Source organism: Vescimonas fastidiosa (assembly GCF_018326305.1).
In the GTDB taxonomy this organism is placed as follows: Bacteria; Bacillota; Clostridia; order Oscillospirales; family Oscillospiraceae; genus Vescimonas; species Vescimonas fastidiosa.
On record NZ_AP023415.1, the window covers coordinates 663,927 to 682,612 of the forward strand.

General features: G+C 56.6%; 12 protein-coding genes and 1 other RNA gene. 7 read left to right on the plus strand and 6 right to left on the minus strand.

Features of this window, described 5'->3' with window-relative positions; all coding sequences use genetic code 11:
• Positions 1–47: 47 nt before the first annotated feature.
• Positions 48–1,118: a sporulation integral membrane protein YtvI gene (gene ytvI / locus KI236_RS03260; protein WP_212819284.1), complete on the plus strand. Its 1,071-nt coding sequence runs from the start codon at positions 48–50 to the stop codon at positions 1,116–1,118.
• Here the strand turns inward: ytvI and KI236_RS03265 are convergent.
• Entirely contained in the window at positions 1,104–2,429 is a 1,326-nt protein-coding gene (locus KI236_RS03265; RefSeq protein WP_212819286.1) for a CCA tRNA nucleotidyltransferase, read from the minus strand. The two genes, ytvI and KI236_RS03265, sit on opposite strands and share 15 nt — an antisense overlap.
• A gap of 124 nt (positions 2,430–2,553) precedes the next feature.
• On the opposite strand from KI236_RS03265, the gene murC reads away from it, so the two are divergent.
• The 5 genes from murC (at position 2,554) to KI236_RS03290 (ending at position 8,590) form a co-directional block, all read left to right on the plus strand.
• The gene (murC, locus tag KI236_RS03270) at positions 2,554–3,939 is read left to right on the plus strand and encodes a UDP-N-acetylmuramate--L-alanine ligase (protein WP_212819289.1); all 1,386 of its coding nucleotides are present in this window, start codon (positions 2,554–2,556) and stop codon (positions 3,937–3,939) included.
• 3 nt (positions 3,940–3,942) lie between these two features.
• Positions 3,943–4,479 (plus strand): prolyl-tRNA synthetase associated domain-containing protein, encoded by a 537-nt coding sequence (locus KI236_RS03275; protein WP_212819291.1) that lies wholly within the window; start codon positions 3,943–3,945, stop codon positions 4,477–4,479.
• A gap of 229 nt (positions 4,480–4,708) precedes the next feature.
• Positions 4,709–6,493, plus strand: a complete 1,785-nt coding sequence (gene dnaG, locus KI236_RS03280) for a DNA primase (protein WP_212819292.1) — start codon at positions 4,709–4,711, stop codon at positions 6,491–6,493.
• A gap of 35 nt (positions 6,494–6,528) precedes the next feature.
• On the plus strand, positions 6,529–7,917 hold the full coding sequence (gene rpoD, locus KI236_RS03285; RefSeq protein WP_408059053.1) for an RNA polymerase sigma factor RpoD: 1,389 nt from the start codon (positions 6,529–6,531) through the stop codon (positions 7,915–7,917).
• Positions 7,918–8,053: 136 nt separating this feature from the next.
• Positions 8,054–8,590 (plus strand): hypothetical protein, encoded by a 537-nt coding sequence (locus KI236_RS03290; protein WP_212819296.1) that lies wholly within the window; start codon positions 8,054–8,056, stop codon positions 8,588–8,590.
• Between the two features lie 54 nt (positions 8,591–8,644).
• Here the strand turns inward: KI236_RS03290 and KI236_RS03295 are convergent, their stop codons facing one another.
• The 5 genes from KI236_RS03295 to murD all read right to left on the minus strand — a co-directional run bounded on the left by KI236_RS03295 (position 8,645) and on the right by murD (position 17,998).
• Entirely contained in the window at positions 8,645–9,994 is a 1,350-nt protein-coding gene (locus tag KI236_RS03295) for an acetyl-CoA hydrolase/transferase family protein (protein WP_212819298.1), read from the minus strand.
• A gap of 144 nt (positions 9,995–10,138) precedes the next feature.
• Entirely contained in the window at positions 10,139–13,651 is a 3,513-nt protein-coding gene (gene nifJ / locus KI236_RS03300) for a pyruvate:ferredoxin (flavodoxin) oxidoreductase (protein ID WP_212819300.1), read from the minus strand.
• A 221-nt stretch (positions 13,652–13,872) separates the two neighbouring features.
• Positions 13,873–15,843 carry an NAD-dependent DNA ligase LigA gene (gene ligA, locus KI236_RS03305; protein ID WP_212819302.1) on the minus strand — a complete coding sequence of 657 codons (1,971 nt, stop codon included), beginning with the start codon at positions 15,841–15,843 and terminating at the stop codon, positions 13,873–13,875.
• Positions 15,844–15,857: 14 nt separating this feature from the next.
• Positions 15,858–16,553 carry a sporulation protein YunB gene (yunB, locus tag KI236_RS03310; RefSeq protein ID WP_228738080.1) on the minus strand — a complete coding sequence of 232 codons (696 nt, stop codon included), beginning with the start codon at positions 16,551–16,553 and terminating at the stop codon, positions 15,858–15,860.
• A gap of 59 nt (positions 16,554–16,612) precedes the next feature.
• Positions 16,613–17,998, minus strand: coding sequence for a UDP-N-acetylmuramoyl-L-alanine--D-glutamate ligase (gene murD / locus KI236_RS03315; protein ID WP_212819306.1), 1,386 nt, complete (start codon positions 17,996–17,998; stop codon positions 16,613–16,615).
• Between the two features lie 132 nt (positions 17,999–18,130).
• Here murD and rnpB point away from each other — a divergent pair.
• Positions 18,131–18,477, plus strand: an RNA gene (gene rnpB / locus KI236_RS03320) — RNase P RNA component class A.
• Positions 18,478–18,686: the final 209 nt, after the last annotated feature.

The window sequence follows — 18,686 nt, forward strand, 5'->3', positions numbered from 1 at the left end:
TATATTAGTCCTGTATGCAAGGCAATTCAATCCGCCGGAGGTCCAGTATGTCGGATAAATACCGCAACTTCATAACCTTGGCACTGTACTGGGGTCTTTTGCTTCTGCTGTGCTGGATCGGGGTACGGTATGTGCTTTTGTGGCTGCTGCCGTTTCTTATCGCTCTGGGCGTGGCATACATCATGGAGCCCATGGTGTGCTATCTGCGGAAAAAGCTGCGCCTACGCCGCGGGTTTGTGTCGGCGGTACTCTCCTTCGTGCTGCTGGCACTGCTTTTGACGGCGCTTACCGTGCTGTGCCTGAATCTATTGCAGCAGTCCGTGCGGTTGTTTAAGGCGCTGCCCCAATATCTCGCAGAGCTGCCCGTATATTTTTCCGCCCTACAGGAGCGGCTGGAGCAGTTTTGCAGCTCCTGCCCCAAAAGCCTGCAGTCCTGGCTGCAGCAGGTCCTGTCGGACAGTTCTCGGGAATTATCCGCTTGGTTCGCCCGTTTTTCTGCCCAATGCGTCTCCACCGCCGCCGAAGCGCTGAAGGATATACCCTCCGTTTTCCTTTTTACAGCAACCACTGTACTGGCCGTATTCTTTACAGCGGCGCGGCTACCGGCCATCCTGGATTTTCTCCGCCGCCAGCTCCCGCCCCAAAGGCAGAAGCAGGTCGGCGGTGTGAAGGACAATCTTCTCAGCACCCTGAGCAAATGGTTCAAAGCTCAGTGTATACTCCTGGGCGTCACCTTCGCGGAGCTGCTGGCGGGGCTGCTGCTCATTCGTCAGCCCTACGCTCTGCTTTTGGCCGCCGCCATCGCCCTCATAGACGCTCTGCCGGTATTCGGCACAGGGACGGTACTGCTGCCCTGGGCGGCGGTGTGCCTGCTCTTGCAGCATACGCCCAAAGCCTTCTCCCTTGTGGCTATTTACGCAGTCATTACCCTGGTGCGCAGCTTCCTGGAGCCCAAGGTCATGGCGGCCCAGGTGGACCTGCCCCCACTGGCGGCGCTGATGGCCATGTACATCGGCTTTTGCACCTTCGGCGTGGGAGGAATGATCTTCTTCCCCCTGGCGCTCCTCTTCCTAAAGCAGCTCCATGACGCAGGCTATCTGCGGCTATGGAAGCAGTAAATTCTTTTTCGCCAGGGCAGCCAGCAGTGCATCCCGTTTATTATCCATTTCCCCGGCAATAACGCCCTCCAGCAGCCACTCTAAAGCCGCGCCGATCTCTCGCCCCTCATAGCCCAAAGCCAGCAGGTCGTTTCCGTTCACAGCCAGATCCTTCAGACACAGGCATTGCTTTTTTCGCAGAAGCTCCTCTAATATTTCCTCTGCACGGTCGACTTTTTGGCAGACCCAGCGATATTCCGGGGCCTGAGCCCGGTTGTCGGCCCGCTTTACCGCCAGCAGTCGCCGGAAATTCTCCTCACCCAGTGCCCGGACGGCAGATCCGATGCCCTTTTCCGTCACAGGAATGTCCCGATCATGCCAGGCAATCAGCGTCACAATATCCTCCCGGTCCTTTTTTCGCATCCGCAGGCGAGTGCAAATATCCTCCGCCATGGCGGCACTGACCTTGGGATGCCCGTAAAAATGCATCTGGCCCCGCTCATCTTCTGTAAAGGTGTTTACCTTGCCAATATCATGGAGCAGCATGGTCCAGCGCAAAACCGGCTCCGCCGCCACACTGTCTACCGACAGGACTGTGTGGGTGTATAAATCATAGCAATGATGGATATTTCGCTGGTCGAAGCCCACACAGGGCAGCAGCTCCGGCAGGAACACACCCAGCACATCCGGGTATGCAAGCAGAATTTCCCGGCAGCCTTTGCCGCAAAGGAGCTTATTCATCTCGGCCAAAATGCGCTCCGCTGCCACTCTTTCCAGCAGCCGTGCCTCCCGATGGATGGCGTCTGCTGTGGACGGCTCTATGGCAAAGCCCAGGGTTGCGGCAAAGCGCAGCGCCCGTAAAATGCGCAATGCATCCTCCTCAAAGCGTATCCGGGCATTCCTCACGCAGCGGATGGTTTCACCCTTTAGGTCGCTGATTCCGCCGTAGAGGTCAAGAATGCGCCCGCCTTTCTCCATGGCCATGGCGTTGATGGTGAAGTCCCGGCGGGCCAAGTCCTCCCGGATGCTCCCTGCAAAGGTCACCTGATCCGGGTGCCGTCCGTCGGAATACCGCCCGTCTGTGCGGAAGGTGGTTACCTCAAAGGCTTCCCCGCCGCTTTTCACTGTAACGGTTCCATGCTTACACCCGGTGGGCAGGGCATCTGCGCCGAAAAGTGCCATCACCTGCTCCGGCCTTGCAGCGGAGGCAATGTCCCAGTCCTCCGGCTCTCGGCCCAGCAGCGTGTCACGCACACATCCGCCAACAAAATAGGCCGGAAAGCCCGCTTTTTCCAGGATCTCAATGATTCTTGTCGCCTGCTCTCGGCCCATGTCCATCCCTCCGTCAAAATGAAAGTGCGTTTTCCCTGTTGCACTTCCGTCTGATTCGTATTATAATATAGGTTATAAAAAAATGCAATTCCAAGGCAAAACCGTCTTTAGGAGGCTACCTGAAATGATGCATCCCACTGTGGATTTCAAAGAATATCTGCGCCCCGGTGTCCGGGTCCATCTGTCCGGCATCGGCGGCGTTTCCATGTGTCCTCTGGCCGAGGTGCTGCTGGGCATGGGCCTGCGTGTGCAGGGGTCCGATATGTCCGAAAGCGACACCGTGCGCCATCTGCGTTCCCTGGGTATTCCCGTGGCTGTAGGCCATTCAGCAGACAATCTGCAAAACGCCCAGCTGGTTATTCGCACCGCCGCCATCCACGATGATAATCCCGAGGTCTCCGGCGCTATAGCCCGGGGTATCCCGGTCTATGAGCGGGCCCAGGCCTGGGGTGCCATCATGCAGCGGTATCAGAACGCTCTGTGTATCTCCGGCACCCACGGAAAGACCACCACCACCTCTATGGCCACCCATATCTTCATGGCGGCCCAGGCGGACCCTACGGTTATGATCGGCGGGACGCTCCCCATGCTCCACTCGGGCTACCGGGTGGGCCACGGTGACACCATCATTTTGGAGTCCTGCGAATATTGCAACTCCTTTTTGAATTTCTTCCCCACGGTAGCTGTAATTTTAAATGTGGAGGCCGATCACCTGGACTTTTTCAAGGATCTGTCGGATGTGGAGCATTCCTTCCACGCCTTTGCAGACCTGGTCCCCCAGCGGGGCTATGTTATCGTCAATGGTGACGACGCCGGGGCCATGGATTCCGTAAAGGGACTGTCCCACCCGGTGTTCACTTTTTCCGTACGGGACGGCGGCGCGGATTGTCGGGCCGACAATGTAGCATTTCACGATGGCTGCGGTGAGTTCGATGTGCTGATCCATGGCGAGTTTTATGCCCACATTGCCCTGGCCGTTGCCGGCAAGCACAACATTTCCAATGCCCTGGCGGCAGCCTCAGCGGCCTATGTGCTGGGTCTCAGCGGAAAGGCCGTGGAGGAAGGCCTGCGTACCTTCCACGGAGCCGGACGGCGGTTTGAATACAAGGGCAGCTATCACGGCGCTGCAGTGTTTGACGACTATGCCCATCATCCCGGTGAACTCCACGCGTTGCTCACCACCGCCCGTTCCATGCCCTATAAGCGCATCATCTGCGCCTTCCAGCCCCACACCTATACCCGCACCCAGGCGCTGTTTGAGGATTTTGTTCGGGAGCTGAAGTTGGCGGACATTGCTGTTCTGGCAGAGATTTACGCCGCCCGAGAGAATAATGACATCGGTATTTCCTCCAGTCAGCTGGCCAAGGAGATTCCCGGGGCCATCTACTGCTCTACCCTGGACCAGGTGGCCGATACCTTGGCCCGTATTGCCCGGCCGGACGACCTGATCCTCACCGTAGGCGCAGGCGATATTTTCCGTGCCGGAGAAAAACTGCTGGCAAAGGAGTAAGCTATGACTATTTCCCCCGTCTATTCCGGCCGTCCGGACACCCTGCGAGAGCCGGTGGAGCAGCGGGTCTATGAGCTGCTGGATGCTCTCCATATCCCCTACCAGCGCGTGGATCACGAGCCTGCCTATGACATGGACGCCTGTGCCGGGATCAGTGAGGCCTTGGGTATTACCATCTGCAAAAATTTGCTGCTCACACCTCGCAACCGCAGCGCCTTTTATCTGCTGGCCATGCCTGCGGACCTGCCTTTCCGGACCGCAGATTTTTCCAAAAAAATCGGATCTTCCCGCCTGAGCTTTGCTTCCCCCGAGGATCTGCAGGCACTTTTAGGCGTGCAGCCAGGCTCTGCCTCGGTGCTGGGGCTTATGAACGACACCGAGCATCGGGTCACTTTGGCTCTGGAGCGGCGTGTAGCCGAGGCGGAGTGGTTCGGCTGCCATCCCTGCCGCAACACCAGCTCTCTGCGTCTGAAAACAACGGACCTGCTCCATGTATTCCTGCCTCACATCGGTGTGGAGCCCATCATTGTAGACCTGTAAAAGCCCTATATAATTGGAATCAGTAGTTTTTAAAACCCCGAAGCGGTTTCAAGGTTTCAAAAACTTAGGCAGCGGGGCGAAAAAACCTTTTCGTCCCGCTGAATTATCCTGCCGCACCGGGCGGGATAATTTTTTTGCAGGAAAAAAGGAATTTCGATTTTTTATTCGTATAAAATAGTTGAAAGCATGTTGCACAGTGCTGTGCAAGGATGCGGAAAGGAGGGGGAAAATGGCATTTCCGCAGAGCTTTTTGGACGAGCTGGCCGCCCGAAACGACATTCTGGATGTAGTGGGGAGCTATGTGTCCCTGCAGCCCAAGGGCGGAAGCTACTGGGGCTGCTGTCCGTTTCATAATGAAAAAACACCCTCCTTCCATGTTTTGCAGGACAAGCAGTACTATCACTGCTTCGGCTGTAAGAAGGGCGGCGGCGTCATCAATTTTATTATGGACATTGAAAATTTGTCCTATCCCGATGCCGTGCGTTTTTTGGCCAAGCGGGTGAATATGCCCGTGCCGGAGGATCGGGAGTCCGATGGGGCCGACCGCCTGCGCCACCGTCTGCTGGACCTGAATAGAGACGCCGCTCGGTACTATTATGAGGTGCTCCAGTCTCCGGACGGGGCCGCCGTACAGGCGTACCTGAACCGGCGTCAGATTCGACGGGGCATCGCCGTGCGCTTTGGCATGGGCGCCGCCCGGGATGGGTGGGACCATCTCCTGCGGGCCATGACCGAAAAAGGTTATACCAAGCAGGAGCTTTTGAAGGCCGGACTTATCGTGCAGAATAAATCCGGCGGCTTTTACGATAAATTCCGCAACCGTCTTATTCTCCCGGTGGTGGATGTGCGTGGAGATGTCGTGGGATTCGGCAGCCGCGTAATCGACAAATCCGAGCCCAAGTATATGAACACCAGCGAAACACCGGTATACAGCAAGCGCAGGGTGCTCTATGGGCTGAATTTAGCCAAAAAAACCAAGCGTCCCAACATCATTCTCTGTGAGGGCAATCTGGATGTGGTAACGCTGCACCAGGCTGGTTTTGACAACGCCGTGGCCTCTATGGGAACGGCTCTCACCGTAGAGCAGACCCGACTTTTAAGCCGCTACACCAAGGAATTGATCCTTTGCTACGACAATGACAATGCCGGGCAGCTTGCCACCCAGCGGGCTTTGGACATTCTGAAAAATTCCGAGTTCACCGTGCGGGTCTTGCAGCTCCCCCGCCGCCTGGTAGACGGCAGCTACATAAAGCAAGACGCCGACGACTTCATTAAATTTCAGGGGCCCCAAGCCTTTGAGCGGCTCCTAAGCGGCAGTGAAAACGGTATCGAGTTTCGTATGTCCCAGATAGCTGCTAAATACGACCTAAAAAATGATGCCGACCGCATTGCCTATGCCGCCGAGATCAGTCAGGTCCTCTGCACTTTGGACAGTGCCGTGGAGCGTGAGATTTACACCGTGCGGGCCGCCGAGGTGGCCGGGCTCACCCCGGAGGCTATGCGCAATGAGGTCAGCCGCACTTACAGCAAGCAAAAGCGCAAGGAGCAGTGGGCTGAGACCCGCCGAGAGATGAACCCCGTGGCCACACTCCAGCCCCAGGCCCGAGCCTTCCGCTATGCCAATCTACGCAGTGCTATGGCCGAGGAGGGTGTCATTCGCCTGATGATGCGGGACGATGACCTCTACGATAAGCTCTGTGTCCTGCGCCCGGAGGAGTTTTCTTCCCCGCTGCTGGGAAAAATATACTCGCTTTTGTGTGCAGACCGGGAGGCGGGCCGTCCCCACAGCATGGCTGCCCTGGGAGGCATCCTCTCCCCGGAGGAAATGAGCCATTTCACGGCGATCCTGCAAAAGCCGGAATCTGTTTCCGGCGCAGAGCAGGCTCTGAGCGACTACATACGCATCATCCGAGAAGAAGCAGACCGGCAAATCGGCGGTGACGAGCTTGACCCGCTGCTGGCCGCACAGGAAAAATATAAATTCAAAAAGGGATACGGAGGAAAGAACCTATGACAGAGACAAAATACACCGAAAAACAACTGCAGGAAATGGCCGACGCTCTCCTGAAGGAGGCCGACCAGCAGCAGCGTGAAATTGAAGAGGAAGTCATCAAGAGCAACAAGGGACAGTTGGACGACAAGACCATCGCTTCCCTGCCTGCCGCTCAGCTGATTCAAAGCAACGAGCGTCTGAAGGAGCTTTTCATCAAGGGTAAGCGCCACGGCAAGCTGGAGAGCAGTGAACTCTCCGATGTGCTTGACGGCATGGATCTGGAGAGCGAGAAGCTGGATATGATCTATGATTCTCTGGAAAAACTTTCCATCGAGATTACCACCGAAGCCTTCCTGCCGGATGTCAACGCCGAAATCGACCCTCCTCTGGAGGAAATCGCCGAGATTGAGGAGGAGGAGCTGGTAGATCCCAATGCTCTGGTAGACAGCTTCAATATCGACGACCCCGTCCGCATGTACCTCAAGGAGATTGGCAAGGTCTCTCTGCTTTCCGCAGAGGGTGAGATAGAGCTGGCCTCCGCTATTTCCGCCGGGAACAAGGCCAAGGCCACACTCATTGCCTGGGAAAAGGCCAATGGCCAGGCTGTGGAGCCGGTGCTGGATGCCGAGGATCCCGTGGGTGAAATTGAGGTTCCCGAAGAGGAAGTGGCCAATCTCACCGAGAAGGATCTGGAAGAGCTGCGCAAAACCGTGAAGGCCGGTGAAAGCGCCAAGCAGAAGCTGGCTGAGGCTAACCTGCGTCTGGTGGTATCCATTGCCAAGCGTTATGCCGGTCGCGGAATGCTGTTTTTGGATCTGATCCAGGAGGGCAACCTGGGCCTTATCAAGGCTGTGGAGAAGTTCGACTACACCAAGGGTTATAAGTTCTCCACCTATGCCACCTGGTGGATCCGCCAGGCCATCACCCGCGCCATCGCTGACCAGGCCCGCACCATCCGCATCCCCGTCCACATGGTGGAGACTATTAATAAGGTCATCCGCGTTTCCCGTCAGCTTTTGCAGGAGCTGGGGCACGATCCCACCCCGGAGGAGATCTCCGCCCAGATGAATATGCCCGTGGATAAGGTCCGGGAGATTCTGAAAATTGCTCAGGAGCCTGTATCACTGGAGACCCCCATCGGCGAGGAAGAGGACTCCCACCTGGGCGACTTCATCCCTGATGAGGGCGCATCCGAGCCCTCCGAGGCCGCCAGCTTCACCCTGCTGAAGGAGCAACTGGTGGATGTGCTGAGTACCCTCACCCCCCGGGAGGAAAAGGTTCTGAAACTGCGCTTTGGCATTGAGGACGGACGCACCCGCACTTTGGAGGAAGTGGGCAAGGAGTTTAATGTCACCCGAGAGCGTATCCGTCAGATTGAGGCCAAGGCTCTGCGTAAGCTCCGTCACCCCTCCCGCAGCAAAAAGCTGAAGGATTTCCTCAACTGATCGTATGCCTGTTCTTGCAAACTTATTTCGCGATTTTCGTCGCACATCCAGCGATCTGCCCGGCCTGTTCAGCGGTGACTTTCATGTCATGCTTCTGCCGCTGTTGCCGCTTTTTCCTGCTGAGAAGCAGATTTGTGTGCCTGGCTATTACAGCGATCAAACCTATTACTGCACCCTGCGGAAAGAATATGCGGACCCCCTGGCCCCCTACCGCTGCAAAAAACAGCTGAAAGCCGGTCGCTGCATGATCCTGGAGGTCAATGGACTGGGTAGCTTCGTTTTCACCAACCACCGCCGCTCGAACTTATTTCTCAACCTGCAGCGGAAATTTCCCGGCGTTACCAGCTATGTGTTTGCCTCCGACGGCCCCGGCGGCTACTTCAAAATTCTGAAGGATGGCCGCATTCAGCGTAAGATCGCCAGTTACATGTGGTCCGAGGGCATAGGCAGCTATGCCGAGACCCGGGGTGCTCCCTGCACCTATGAACTGGAAACCGGGCACATTTTTAAGATCGATCCCAAAGCCCAACATCTTCGGGAAATGATGCCCGATTTCACAAAGCGGGAGGTTTTGGATCTGTTTGACTACTATGTGGGTCTGGATCGCTTCAAAAGCGCCAATCTCCGGCGCGTGTTGGTCTACGACCTGGAAAGACCCGCAGCGAAAAAGTAATACATAACCGCAAAAAAAGCCGCGACAGGTGTCGCGGCTTTTCAAAACATACATTTACCGTCTGTTGGAGCGGATCCAAATGCCCTGCTTCTCCGCCGCAGCGATAAGCTCATCCCGGAAGGCCGGATGCGCCACGGAGATCAGCCGCTCGGCCCGCTCCCAGGTGCTGCAGCCCACCAAGCTCACGCCGCCGTACTCGGTGACGATATAGTAGGCTAAGCTTCGGGGATCGGTGACCACATCACCGGTGACCAGGGTGGGATTGATGCGGGAAACCATCTCCCCCTTTTTATTGGTGAAGGAGGAGGTCAGGCAAATGAAGGCCTTGCCGCCACGGGATACCGCCGCCGCCTCCAGGAAGTCAAGCTGGCCGCCGGTGCCGCTGATCTGGCGGGTACCGGAGCTCTCGGCGCAGATTTGACCATACAGGTCCACGGAAATACAGTTGTTTATAGACACAAAGTTATCCAGCTTACCCACAACGGCTGCATCGTTGCAGTAGGAAATGGGGTAAGTGACCACACCCGGGTTCTCCCGGATCCAGTCGTACAGGTCCTGTGAACCCAGGGCCAGACCGAAAACACTCTTGTAGCGGTCGATGGCCTTCTTATTGTTGGTGATCTTTCCCGCCTTGTACATATCCAGGTAAGAGTCACACAGCATTTCCGTATGTATACCCAGGTCCTTCAGGTCGCTCTTGGCGATCATCTGGCCCACGGCGTTAGGCAGGGAGCCGATACCAAGCTGCAGGGTACAGCCATCTGTCATGTTCTGCACCACAAACTCCGCGATCTTCATCTCCGCCTCGGAGGCCTCTCCGGACTTTACATTGGGCAGCGGGCCATGCTCCCCCTCCACGATCATGTTCACATCACTGATATGGATGCACTCGTCCAAACCGCCATAGACCCAGGGCAGATTCTCATTTATCTCCAAAATAACGATATCCGCCTTGTCCAGCACAGCCCGGGCCGAGGCATTGCTGACGGAGAAATTAAAATACCCGTGCTCATTCATGGGTGTCACGCACATCATGGCCACATTCACCGTAAGGAACTGCGTGTAATACCAGCCCAGGTTCCGGAACACCATGGGGCTGAAGTTGCACAAGCCCCGGTCGCACAGCTTACGCTCATACCCGGACATATGCCAGCTGTTGTAAATAAAATGCTCCCGCGTGGGGTCGCACTCCACCATTTGGATGGGCTGAGAAATGAGGTATCCCCGCACCTTCACACCCCGCAGCTCATCCTTGCGGCGTGCAACGGCGGCGTCCATCAAGGACGGAAAGGCTCCGCCCATAGAGATGTCGATCCAGTCACCGCTCTTAACAACTCTCGCTGCCTCGTCCGGAGTGCAGAGCTTACGCTTATATTCGGCTGTATAATCAAACGGAATGGCCATAGCTTCCTCGCCTCTCTCTACTATTATTCCTTTGTTAATTTTATCACTTTTCTATAACTTTGTCAATGCTTTAACAGGAATTCTCAGGAAAAGCGGGCGGGGTTTTTGCGCCCCGCCCGCAGCGGTTTTATTATGCAGCGTCCGTTAGTCCTCAGACTTACGCTTATAGTACTCGTACTTCTCCTTGGCGGCCTCTTCCGCGTCGGCAAACAGTACCTTGGCATTCTCCGGGAAGCTCAGCTCCAGGGAAGCGTAGCGCACCTCGCCCTTCATGAAGTCATACAGAGGCATGGTGGGCTCCTTGGAATCCAGAGTGAACTTCTTGGTCTCGGGGCTGTAACGGTACAGGTTCCAGTAGCCGGAAGCCACCGCATTCTTCATCTCCTGCTGGACATTGTTCATACCCTTCTTGATGCCGTGATTGATACAGGGTGCATAGCAGATAACGATGGACGGGCCCTTATGTGCCTCGGCCTCCTTGATGGCCTTGATAAGCTGGTTGGGATTGGCGCCCATGGAGCACTGCGCCACATAGACATTGTCGTAGGTCATCAGCAGCAGGCCCAGGTCCTTCTTGCGGGTCTTCTTACCGCTGGCCTGGAACTGCGCCACGGCGCCCACAGGGGTGGCCTTGGAGGACTGACCGCCGGTGTTGGAATACACCTCGGTGTCCACCAGCAGCACATTCACATCCTCGCCCATGGCGAACACATGGTCCAGACCGCCGTAACCAATATCGTAGGCCCAGCCGTCGCCGCCGTACATCCACATGGTCTTTTTGGACATATCCTTCCGGCGCTTGAGGATCTCGCTAACCACAGCCTGCTCCTCGGCGCTGAACTGCGTGCTCTCCAGCACGGCCAGCAGCTCATCGGTAGCCACAGAGGAGGCATCCAGATCGTCGTAGACCTCCAGCCACTTGGCGATGGCTGCCTTCACAGCGGTGTCTTGGGTCATGCCGTCCAGCTGCTTTACAAATTCCGTCACGGCAGCGCGGAGCTGCTTTACAGCCAGGCACATACCGTAAGAGAACTCGGCATTGTTTTCAAACAGGGAGTTAGACCATGCCACGCCCTTGCCGGCCTTATTCTTGCAGTAGGGTACACAAGGCATAGCCGCGCCCCAGGCCTGGGTGCAACCGGTAGCGTTGGCCAGGTACATCTTGTCGCCGTAAAGCTGGGTCAGGAGCTTGATATAGGGTGTCTCGCCGCAGCCGGCACAGGCACCGTTAAATTCCACCAGGGGCTGGCGAAGCTGGCTGCCCTTGAGGGTGAACTTGTCGATGCGGTCGTTCTTCTCAGGCAGCGTCTGCAGGTACTTCCAGTTTGTCTGATCCAAAGATACCTCGTGGGTAGGAACCATCTTCAAGGCCTTCCCGCTCTTGGGGCAGGAGGAAACGCAGCTGCCGCAGCTGGTGCAGTCCAGGGTAGACACACCCATGGTGTACTTCAGGCCTTCCATCTTGGGGCCCTTCGCATCCACCAGGATCATCCCGGCAGGGGCATTGGCCGCTTCCTTCTCGTCCAGCAGATAGGGCCGAATCACGGCGTGGGGGCACACGAAGGAGCACATATTGCACTGGATGCACTCGTCTTGATTCCACACGGGCAGATGCGTGGCGATGCCGCGCTTTTCATACTGAGAGGTACCCAACGGCATGGTGCCGTCCTCCATTCCCTTGAAGGCAGAAACCGGCAGCAGGTCGCCCTTCTGGGCGTTGATGGGCACCAGGATGTTCTTAATGATGTCGGGAACATTGTCCGCAGCGGGCTGGATGGCGGCGCCGGAGAGATTCTTCCAGCTCTCCTTCACCTGCACCTGCTTCACAGCGTTGATGCCTGCATCCACGGCGGCAATATTCATATTCACGATCTTCTCGCCCTTGAGTCCGTAGGTCTTTTTCACCGCAGACTTCATATGCTCCACGGCATCCTCCACGGGGATGACCTTGGCCAGCTTGAAGAAGGCAGCCTGCAGCACCATGTTGGAGCGGTTACCGAGGCCCAGGGACTGGGATTCCTTATTGGCGTCGATGATATAGAACTTGATATCATTTTCCGCAATGTACTTCAGGATGTCGCCGGGCATCTTCTGCTCCAGCTCATCCTCGCTCCACTCGCAGTTGAGCAGGAAGCTGCCGTGGGGCTTCAGCTCGGAGATGATGTCGTACTTGGTCAGATAGGTCTGGTTATGGCAGGCCACAAAGTCAGCATTGCTCACATAATAGGTGGAGCTGATGGGCTTCTTGCCGAAGCGCAGGTGACTCTTGGTAATGCCGAAGGACTTCTTGGTGTCGTACTCAAAGTACGCCTGGCAATACATATCGGTGGTCTCGCCGATGATCTTAATGGAGTTTTTGTTGGCGCCCACGGTACCGTCGGAGCCCAGGCCCCAGAACTTGCAGGAGATGGTGCCCTCGGGCTCGCAGTTCAGGGCAGGACCCATGGGCAGAGACAGATTCGTCACATCATCCACGATGCCGATGGTGAAGTGATTCTTAGGCTCGGCCAGCAGCAGATTATCGTACACCGCCTTGATTTGGGCGGGAGTAGTGTCCTTGCTGGACAGGCCGTAACGGCCGGCAAAGATCTCGGGACGGTCCTTATCATTGATGTAAGCGGCGCAGATGTCCTCATACAGGGGCTCACCGATGGAGCCGATCTCCTTCACGCGGTCCAGGACAGCCACCTTTTTCACGGTCTTAGGCATAGCCGCCAGCAGGTGCTTGGCCGAGAAGGGACGGAACAGGTGTACCTGCAGGAAGCCCACCTTCTCGCCCCGGTCATTCAGGTACTTCACCGTCTCCTGAATGCAGCCGGTAACAGAGCCCATGGCCACGATGACCCGCTCCGCGTCGGGAGCACCATAATAATTAAAGAGGTGATACTCCCGGCCCGTCAGCTTGCTGATTTCGGCCATATAGTCCTCAACGATGTCGGGGAGCTTGTTATAGTCGCTGTTGTTGGCCTCGCGAAGCTGGAAATAAATGTCGGGGTTATCCACCAGAGAACGCATCCGGGGATCCTCGGGATTCAGCGCATTGGCGCGGAACCGGGCCAGTGCGTCATAGTCCACCAGCTTGGCCAGGTCGCTGTACTCCAGGGCCTCCACCTTCTGAATCTCATGGCTGGTGCGGAAGCCGTCAAAGAAATGCAGGAACGGGATGCGGGCCTTGATAGCGGACAGATGTGCCACACCGGCCAGGTCCATGATCTCCTGCACGCTGCCGGAGTTGAGCATAGCAAAGCCGGTCTGGCGGCAGTTCATCACATCAGAGTGATCGCCGAAAATAGAAAATGCGTGGGTACCCACCGTACGGGAAGCCACATGCAGTACGCCGGGCAGACGCTCACCGGAGATACGATGCATGGTGGGGATCATCAGCATCAGGCCCTGAGAGGCGGTGAAGCTGGTGGCCAATGCGCCGGCCTCCAATGCACCGTGGCAAGCGCCGCAGGCGCCGGCCTCCGACTGCATCTCCACCAGGCGGACAGGCTGATTAAAGATGTTCTTTCTTCCCTTTGCGGACCACTCATCCGTGTGCTCCGCCATGGGAGAAGACGGGGTGATGGGGTAAATCGCCGCCACCTCGGAAAAGGCATACGCCACATATGCCGCGGCTTCGTTACCATCGCAGATCTTCATGATCTTACTCATTATATTTCCTCCTCATTGCACTTTTTTGCTTGCAGGCTTGATCAGCCCATGATCCTAATCTGTTTCGCTACAATACAATTTATATTTTAGCACTTTCTTTTTCTGCGTCAATGTGAAGCCATAAAATTTGTAACTATTCATAACATCGCTTCTCATTTTTGTTGAAAAAAGATATAAAATTACCGTACCAAAACGGTACGGTAATTGTTGACTATAAAAAATTATATTAGTGCTAAAAATTCCTCCTCACTCAGCACCGAAACCCCTAGCTCCCCGGCCTTTTTCAGCTTCGATCCGGCATTCTCTCCGGCTACCACATAGGTGGTTTTTTTCGACACCGAGGAGGACACCTTGCCGCCCCGCAGCTCAATCATCTCTCCGGCCTCTTCCCGGGTAAATCGAGTCAAGGCTCCGGTGAGCACGAATGTCATTCCCGCAAAGCGTCGGTCCACCAGCTCCTGGTGACACTCCATGTTCACCCCGGCCTTCTGCAGCCGCGCCAGCAGATCCTCCGCCTGGTCGCTCTGCATCCAGTGGGTGATGTAGTCTGCCGTCACTGCGCCCACATCGTCAATCTCCGTCAGCTCCTCCGCCGTGGCCCGGCGGAGTCCATCCATGCTCCCGAAATGGGTCGCCAGTATCTTAGCTGCCTTGGCTCCCACCTGCCGGATACCCAAGGCGAAGATCAGCCGCCACAGATCGTTTTCCTTGGACCTGGCAATGGCATCTACTGCGTTTTGAGCGGACTTTTTCCCCATGCGGTCCAGTCCCTCCAGCTGCTCTGCTCGGAGGTCATATAGATCTGCCGGATTTGACACCAGCCCGCTCTCTATAAGCTGCTGCAGCACCGCCGGACCCACGCCGTCAATGTCCATGGCGTCCCGGGAGGCAAAGTGTATCATGTTGCGCAGAAGCTGGGCCGGACACTCCGCCCCGGTGCAGCGAACAGCCGCACCGTCCGGGTCACGCAGCACCGCCGCCCCGCACACCGGACACTTATCCGGCAGATGATAGGGCTTCGTACTCTCCGGTCTCTTTTCCTTCACCACCGACACGATCTCCGGGATGATTTCTCCCGCCTTCTGCACCACCACCGTGTCGCCGATTCGAATATCTTTTTCCGTGATATAATCCTGGTTGTGCAAGGTGGCATTGGTAACGGTGGTGCCTGCTAAGCGCACCGGCTCCAGCACAGCCTTAGGGGTCAGTACTCCCGTGCGCCCCACCTGCACGGCAATGTCTGCCACCCGGGACTCCTTCTGCTCCGGGGGGTACTTATACGCTACCGCCCACTTGGGGCATTTGGCCGTGCTGCCAAGGATAGAACGATCTGACAAGTCATTCAGCTTTACAACCGCACCATCAATATCGTAGGGGAAATCCATGCGGTTATCGCCTAGCTTTTGAATCTGCTCCAAGATTTCCTCCGGGTCACGCAGCACCGTGTGGGGAATCACCGGGAATCCCTGCTCCCGCAGGTAGTCCAGCGTCTCGGAGTGGGTGGCAAACGACCGTCCCTCCACCAGCTGCAGGTTGAACACCGCAATGTCCAGCTGCCGCTTGGCACACACCTTAGGATCCTTCTGCCGCAGGGAGCCCGCCGCCGCATTTCGGGGATTAGCCAGCAAGGGTTTCCCCTCCAGCTCCAGCTCCTCATTGATCCTATCAAATACGGATCGAGCCATGTACACCTCTCCCCGTACAATGAGCCTGGGAAGCTTCTCCGGCAGGTTCTTTGGGATAGAGCGGACCGTGCGCAGATTCCCCGTCACATCCTCTCCCACCCGGCCATCGCCGCGAGTGGCTCCCTGGTAAAAACGGCCGTCCCGATACTCCAAAGCAACAGACAGGCCATCCACCTTAGGCTCCACGCTGTATTCTGCCCGGGGCAGCGTCTCCAGCACCTTGGACAAAAAGCCCTTCACCTCGTCCCCGTCGAATACATCCTCCAGGCTCTCCAAGGGCACCGGATGTCTTACCTCGGCAAAGTCGTTGAGCACAGCGTCTCCCACCCGCTGGGTAGGTGAGTCGGGGGTGATCTCCTCCGGGTGGGCTGCCTCCAGCTCCTGCAGCCGGCGGTACAGCCGGTCATACTCATAGTCGGACATGGTAGATGCGTCCAGGGTATAGTAAAGCCGGGCATTCTCATTGAGTTTTTCCCGCAGCTCCTTGATTTCTCCGCGATAGTCCATAGTTGCGCTCCCTTTTATCCGTTGTTCATAATGTATTCGCTGGCATAATCCCCGATCTCATCATCGGCGGTACTAAGATAGGTATAGGTGTCCGGCACAGTGCCCACGATCACCGTCTCCGCCACGCACAGCTCATTGTTCACCTGCACTGAAGTGGCAAAGCCCGGCAGCAGAACCGTCACATATACCTCCACATCCAGCAAAACCTGGTGCTTGGTCTGGTTGATACCCGCCGCCGTCAGCGCGTTTCGCAGCTTGGCCGTGGCCGAGCCCACCGACTGGGTGCGCACATGAATATACGGCCCTCGGCCTGCCAGCAGGTTTGAACCCGTCAGAGTCCCCAGGGGGATGGCCAGATCCGAGGATGTCATCTGCGACAGTCTCGCCAGCACCGTATCCGAAATCAGGGATTGCAGCCGGTTAAACTCCGTCATGTTGCTGCGAAGGGCCGTCACCTGCCCGCTGCTGTCCTTTTCAAACAGAATCAGCGACGAGCAATCCACCTGTCCGCTGGCTACCGCATCGCTGACAGCATCGGCCACGATGCGGTTGACCCGGTTGGTGGTGCGGGACTCCGTGAGCCTTGTTACAATGGGCCGTATACGCACCACGAGCACCGCCGCAACCGCCAGCAGTAGGATCAGGATGATGCTCACCCATATTACAGCCTTTTGCCTGCCCGTCAGCCGAATATAACGAAGCCTGCCCACAGCACACACCCCCTTCATACCAGTGTATGCGTGGTGCGCGCAGGCGGTGCGTGTCCGTGTTATTCCTCCCAGCCGTTTACGATTGACTTAAAAGTTTTACCCCGTTCCATGAAGTTTTTAAACTGGTCAAAAGCCGCGCAGGCCGGAGAAAGGGTCACCACATCGCCGCTTTGGGCCCGGTCTCGGGCAAACTCCACCGCTTTTTCAAAGGGCGTCACCTCAACGATTTCAGGGCAGCCCACCCGGTAACCCGGCGCAGCCTCCACCGCAGCGCGTATCTTCCCTGCTGTGGCGCCGCAAAGCACCAGCAGCTTCACATGCGCGACCACCTCCGGGCCCAGCACATCGAAAGGAATATGCTTGTCGTATCCACCGGCAATGAGGATGACCTTCTCCTTAAAGGATCGCAGCCCCGCAATGGTCCGGGAGGGACTGCTGGCAATGGAGTCGTTGTAAAACCGCGCCCCGTGATAGGTCCGCACCAATTCGATGCGATGCTCCACACCGTTAAATTCCCGGGCGAATTTCTTAATGATCTCGTCCGGCACCAAGCCGTCCACCGCAGCGATGGCGGCCATGTAGTTTTCTACATTGTGCAGCCCCGGCAGCCGAATGTCCTCCGTGGTCATAATGACCCTTTCTCGGCCGTCCATGCGGCTTATAATATCCTGCCCCCGGAGGAAAACACCCTCTCCAGGCTCCTCCCGACGGCTGAAATACCGTACTTGCCCCGGAGCTCTGCCCCCCTGCTCCCGGGTGATATCATTGTCCAGGTTAAATACGGCCACATCCCCGGCGGATTGGTAGCGGAAAATATTCTCCTTGGCCGCCACATATTCCTCCATACTCTTGTGTATATCCAGATGGTTAGGGGCCAGATTCGTCACCACCGCAATATGGGGGCTCTGCTGCATGGTCATAAGCTGGAAGCTGGAGAGCTCCAGCACCGCATAGTCCCCTGCCTGCATTTCGTCTGCCTGACACAGCAGAGGATTGCCGATATTCCCGCCCACATGAACGGTGTTCCCGGCGGCCTTCAGGAGCTCTGCGATGATGGTTGTGGTGGTGGTCTTGCCGTCGGACCCCGTCACCGCAATCAGTGTACAGGGGCACACCTTAAAAAATACCTCCATCTCCGAGGTAATCTCACTGCCCCGCTCCGCAGCTGCCAGCAGCTCCGGTACATCGGGTCGCAGCCCCGGCGTGCGAAAGATCACATCCTGGTCCAGGCCCCGGAGATAGTCCTCCCCCAACTGCAAACGGCAGCCATCCTTTTCCAGCTCCTCCGCCAGCGCCCCCAGGGCGGCTCGATCCCGCTTGTCACAGGCCGTGACCCGGATCTTTTCCCGCAGCAGAAGCCGCAGCAGCGGTGTGTTGCTCACCCCAATGCCGATGACGGCCACAGTCTTATCTTTCAGCGAATCTAAATACTCCCTCAGTGTCATATCTTCAGCCTCCACGACATTTTTATCGATAGGCTCATTATATCCCATATTATGCCCCAGTTCAATTCTTTTTTCCAATGAAATCTTCCCGTCCCCGTTGACTTCCCCCGCAGAATACTATATTATATTGTGTGAGTAGGTCGGACGGTCGCGGGGACAAAGGCGAAAGCCTGTCCATGAGGAAAGTCCGGGCTCCGCAGGGCAAGGATAACGGGTAACGCCCGCCGAAGGCGACTTCAGGAAAAGTGCAACAGAGATATACCGCCTCGTTTTCGAGGTAAGGGTGGAAAGGCGAGGTAAGAGCTCACCCGGCGGCGTGTGAAAGCGTCCGCCGCTGTAAACTCTATTCGGAGCAACACCGGTATGGGAGCAATAGGCCGGCCCGGCTGCTCCCGAGGTGGCTGGAGCGCACCGGCAACGGTGCGCGTAGATAGATGACCGTATGACAACAGAACCCGGCTTATAGACCTGCTCACTCAATATGCAATCGGCTGCTTAAACTGCAGTCGATTGCTTTTTTACTGCACCATCGGTTGACAGGGGCAGAATCGCTTCCTTCCCACTGTTACTGGATGCCCATTTCGTTGTCAGTCTACCTATCTTGCGTATTCCTTGTGCATATCTTACAATCCAATTTCCTGAATTTGTGCATGATTTGTAATTTTTACTTCTTTACATTATCACGCTA

Excerpts from the sequence above, each read along its gene's own strand:
- ytvI (WP_212819284.1), top strand. The coding sequence starts at position 48 with ATGTCGGATAAATACCGCAACTTCATAACCTTGGCACTGTACTGGGGT.
- KI236_RS03265 (WP_212819286.1), bottom strand. The coding sequence starts at position 2,429 with ATGGGCCGAGAGCAGGCGACAAGAATCATTGAGATCCTGGAAAAAGCG.
- murC (WP_212819289.1), top strand. The coding sequence starts at position 2,554 with ATGATGCATCCCACTGTGGATTTCAAAGAATATCTGCGCCCCGGTGTC.
- KI236_RS03275 (WP_212819291.1), top strand. The coding sequence starts at position 3,943 with ATGACTATTTCCCCCGTCTATTCCGGCCGTCCGGACACCCTGCGAGAG.
- dnaG (WP_212819292.1), top strand. The coding sequence starts at position 4,709 with ATGGCATTTCCGCAGAGCTTTTTGGACGAGCTGGCCGCCCGAAACGAC.
- rpoD (WP_408059053.1), top strand. The coding sequence starts at position 6,529 with ATGGCCGACGCTCTCCTGAAGGAGGCCGACCAGCAGCAGCGTGAAATT.
- KI236_RS03295 (WP_212819298.1), bottom strand. The coding sequence starts at position 9,994 with ATGGCCATTCCGTTTGATTATACAGCCGAATATAAGCGTAAGCTCTGC.
- nifJ (WP_212819300.1), bottom strand. The coding sequence starts at position 13,651 with ATGAGTAAGATCATGAAGATCTGCGATGGTAACGAAGCCGCGGCATAT.
- ligA (WP_212819302.1), bottom strand. The coding sequence starts at position 15,843 with ATGGACTATCGCGGAGAAATCAAGGAGCTGCGGGAAAAACTCAATGAG.
- murD (WP_212819306.1), bottom strand. The coding sequence starts at position 17,998 with ATGACACTGAGGGAGTATTTAGATTCGCTGAAAGATAAGACTGTGGCC.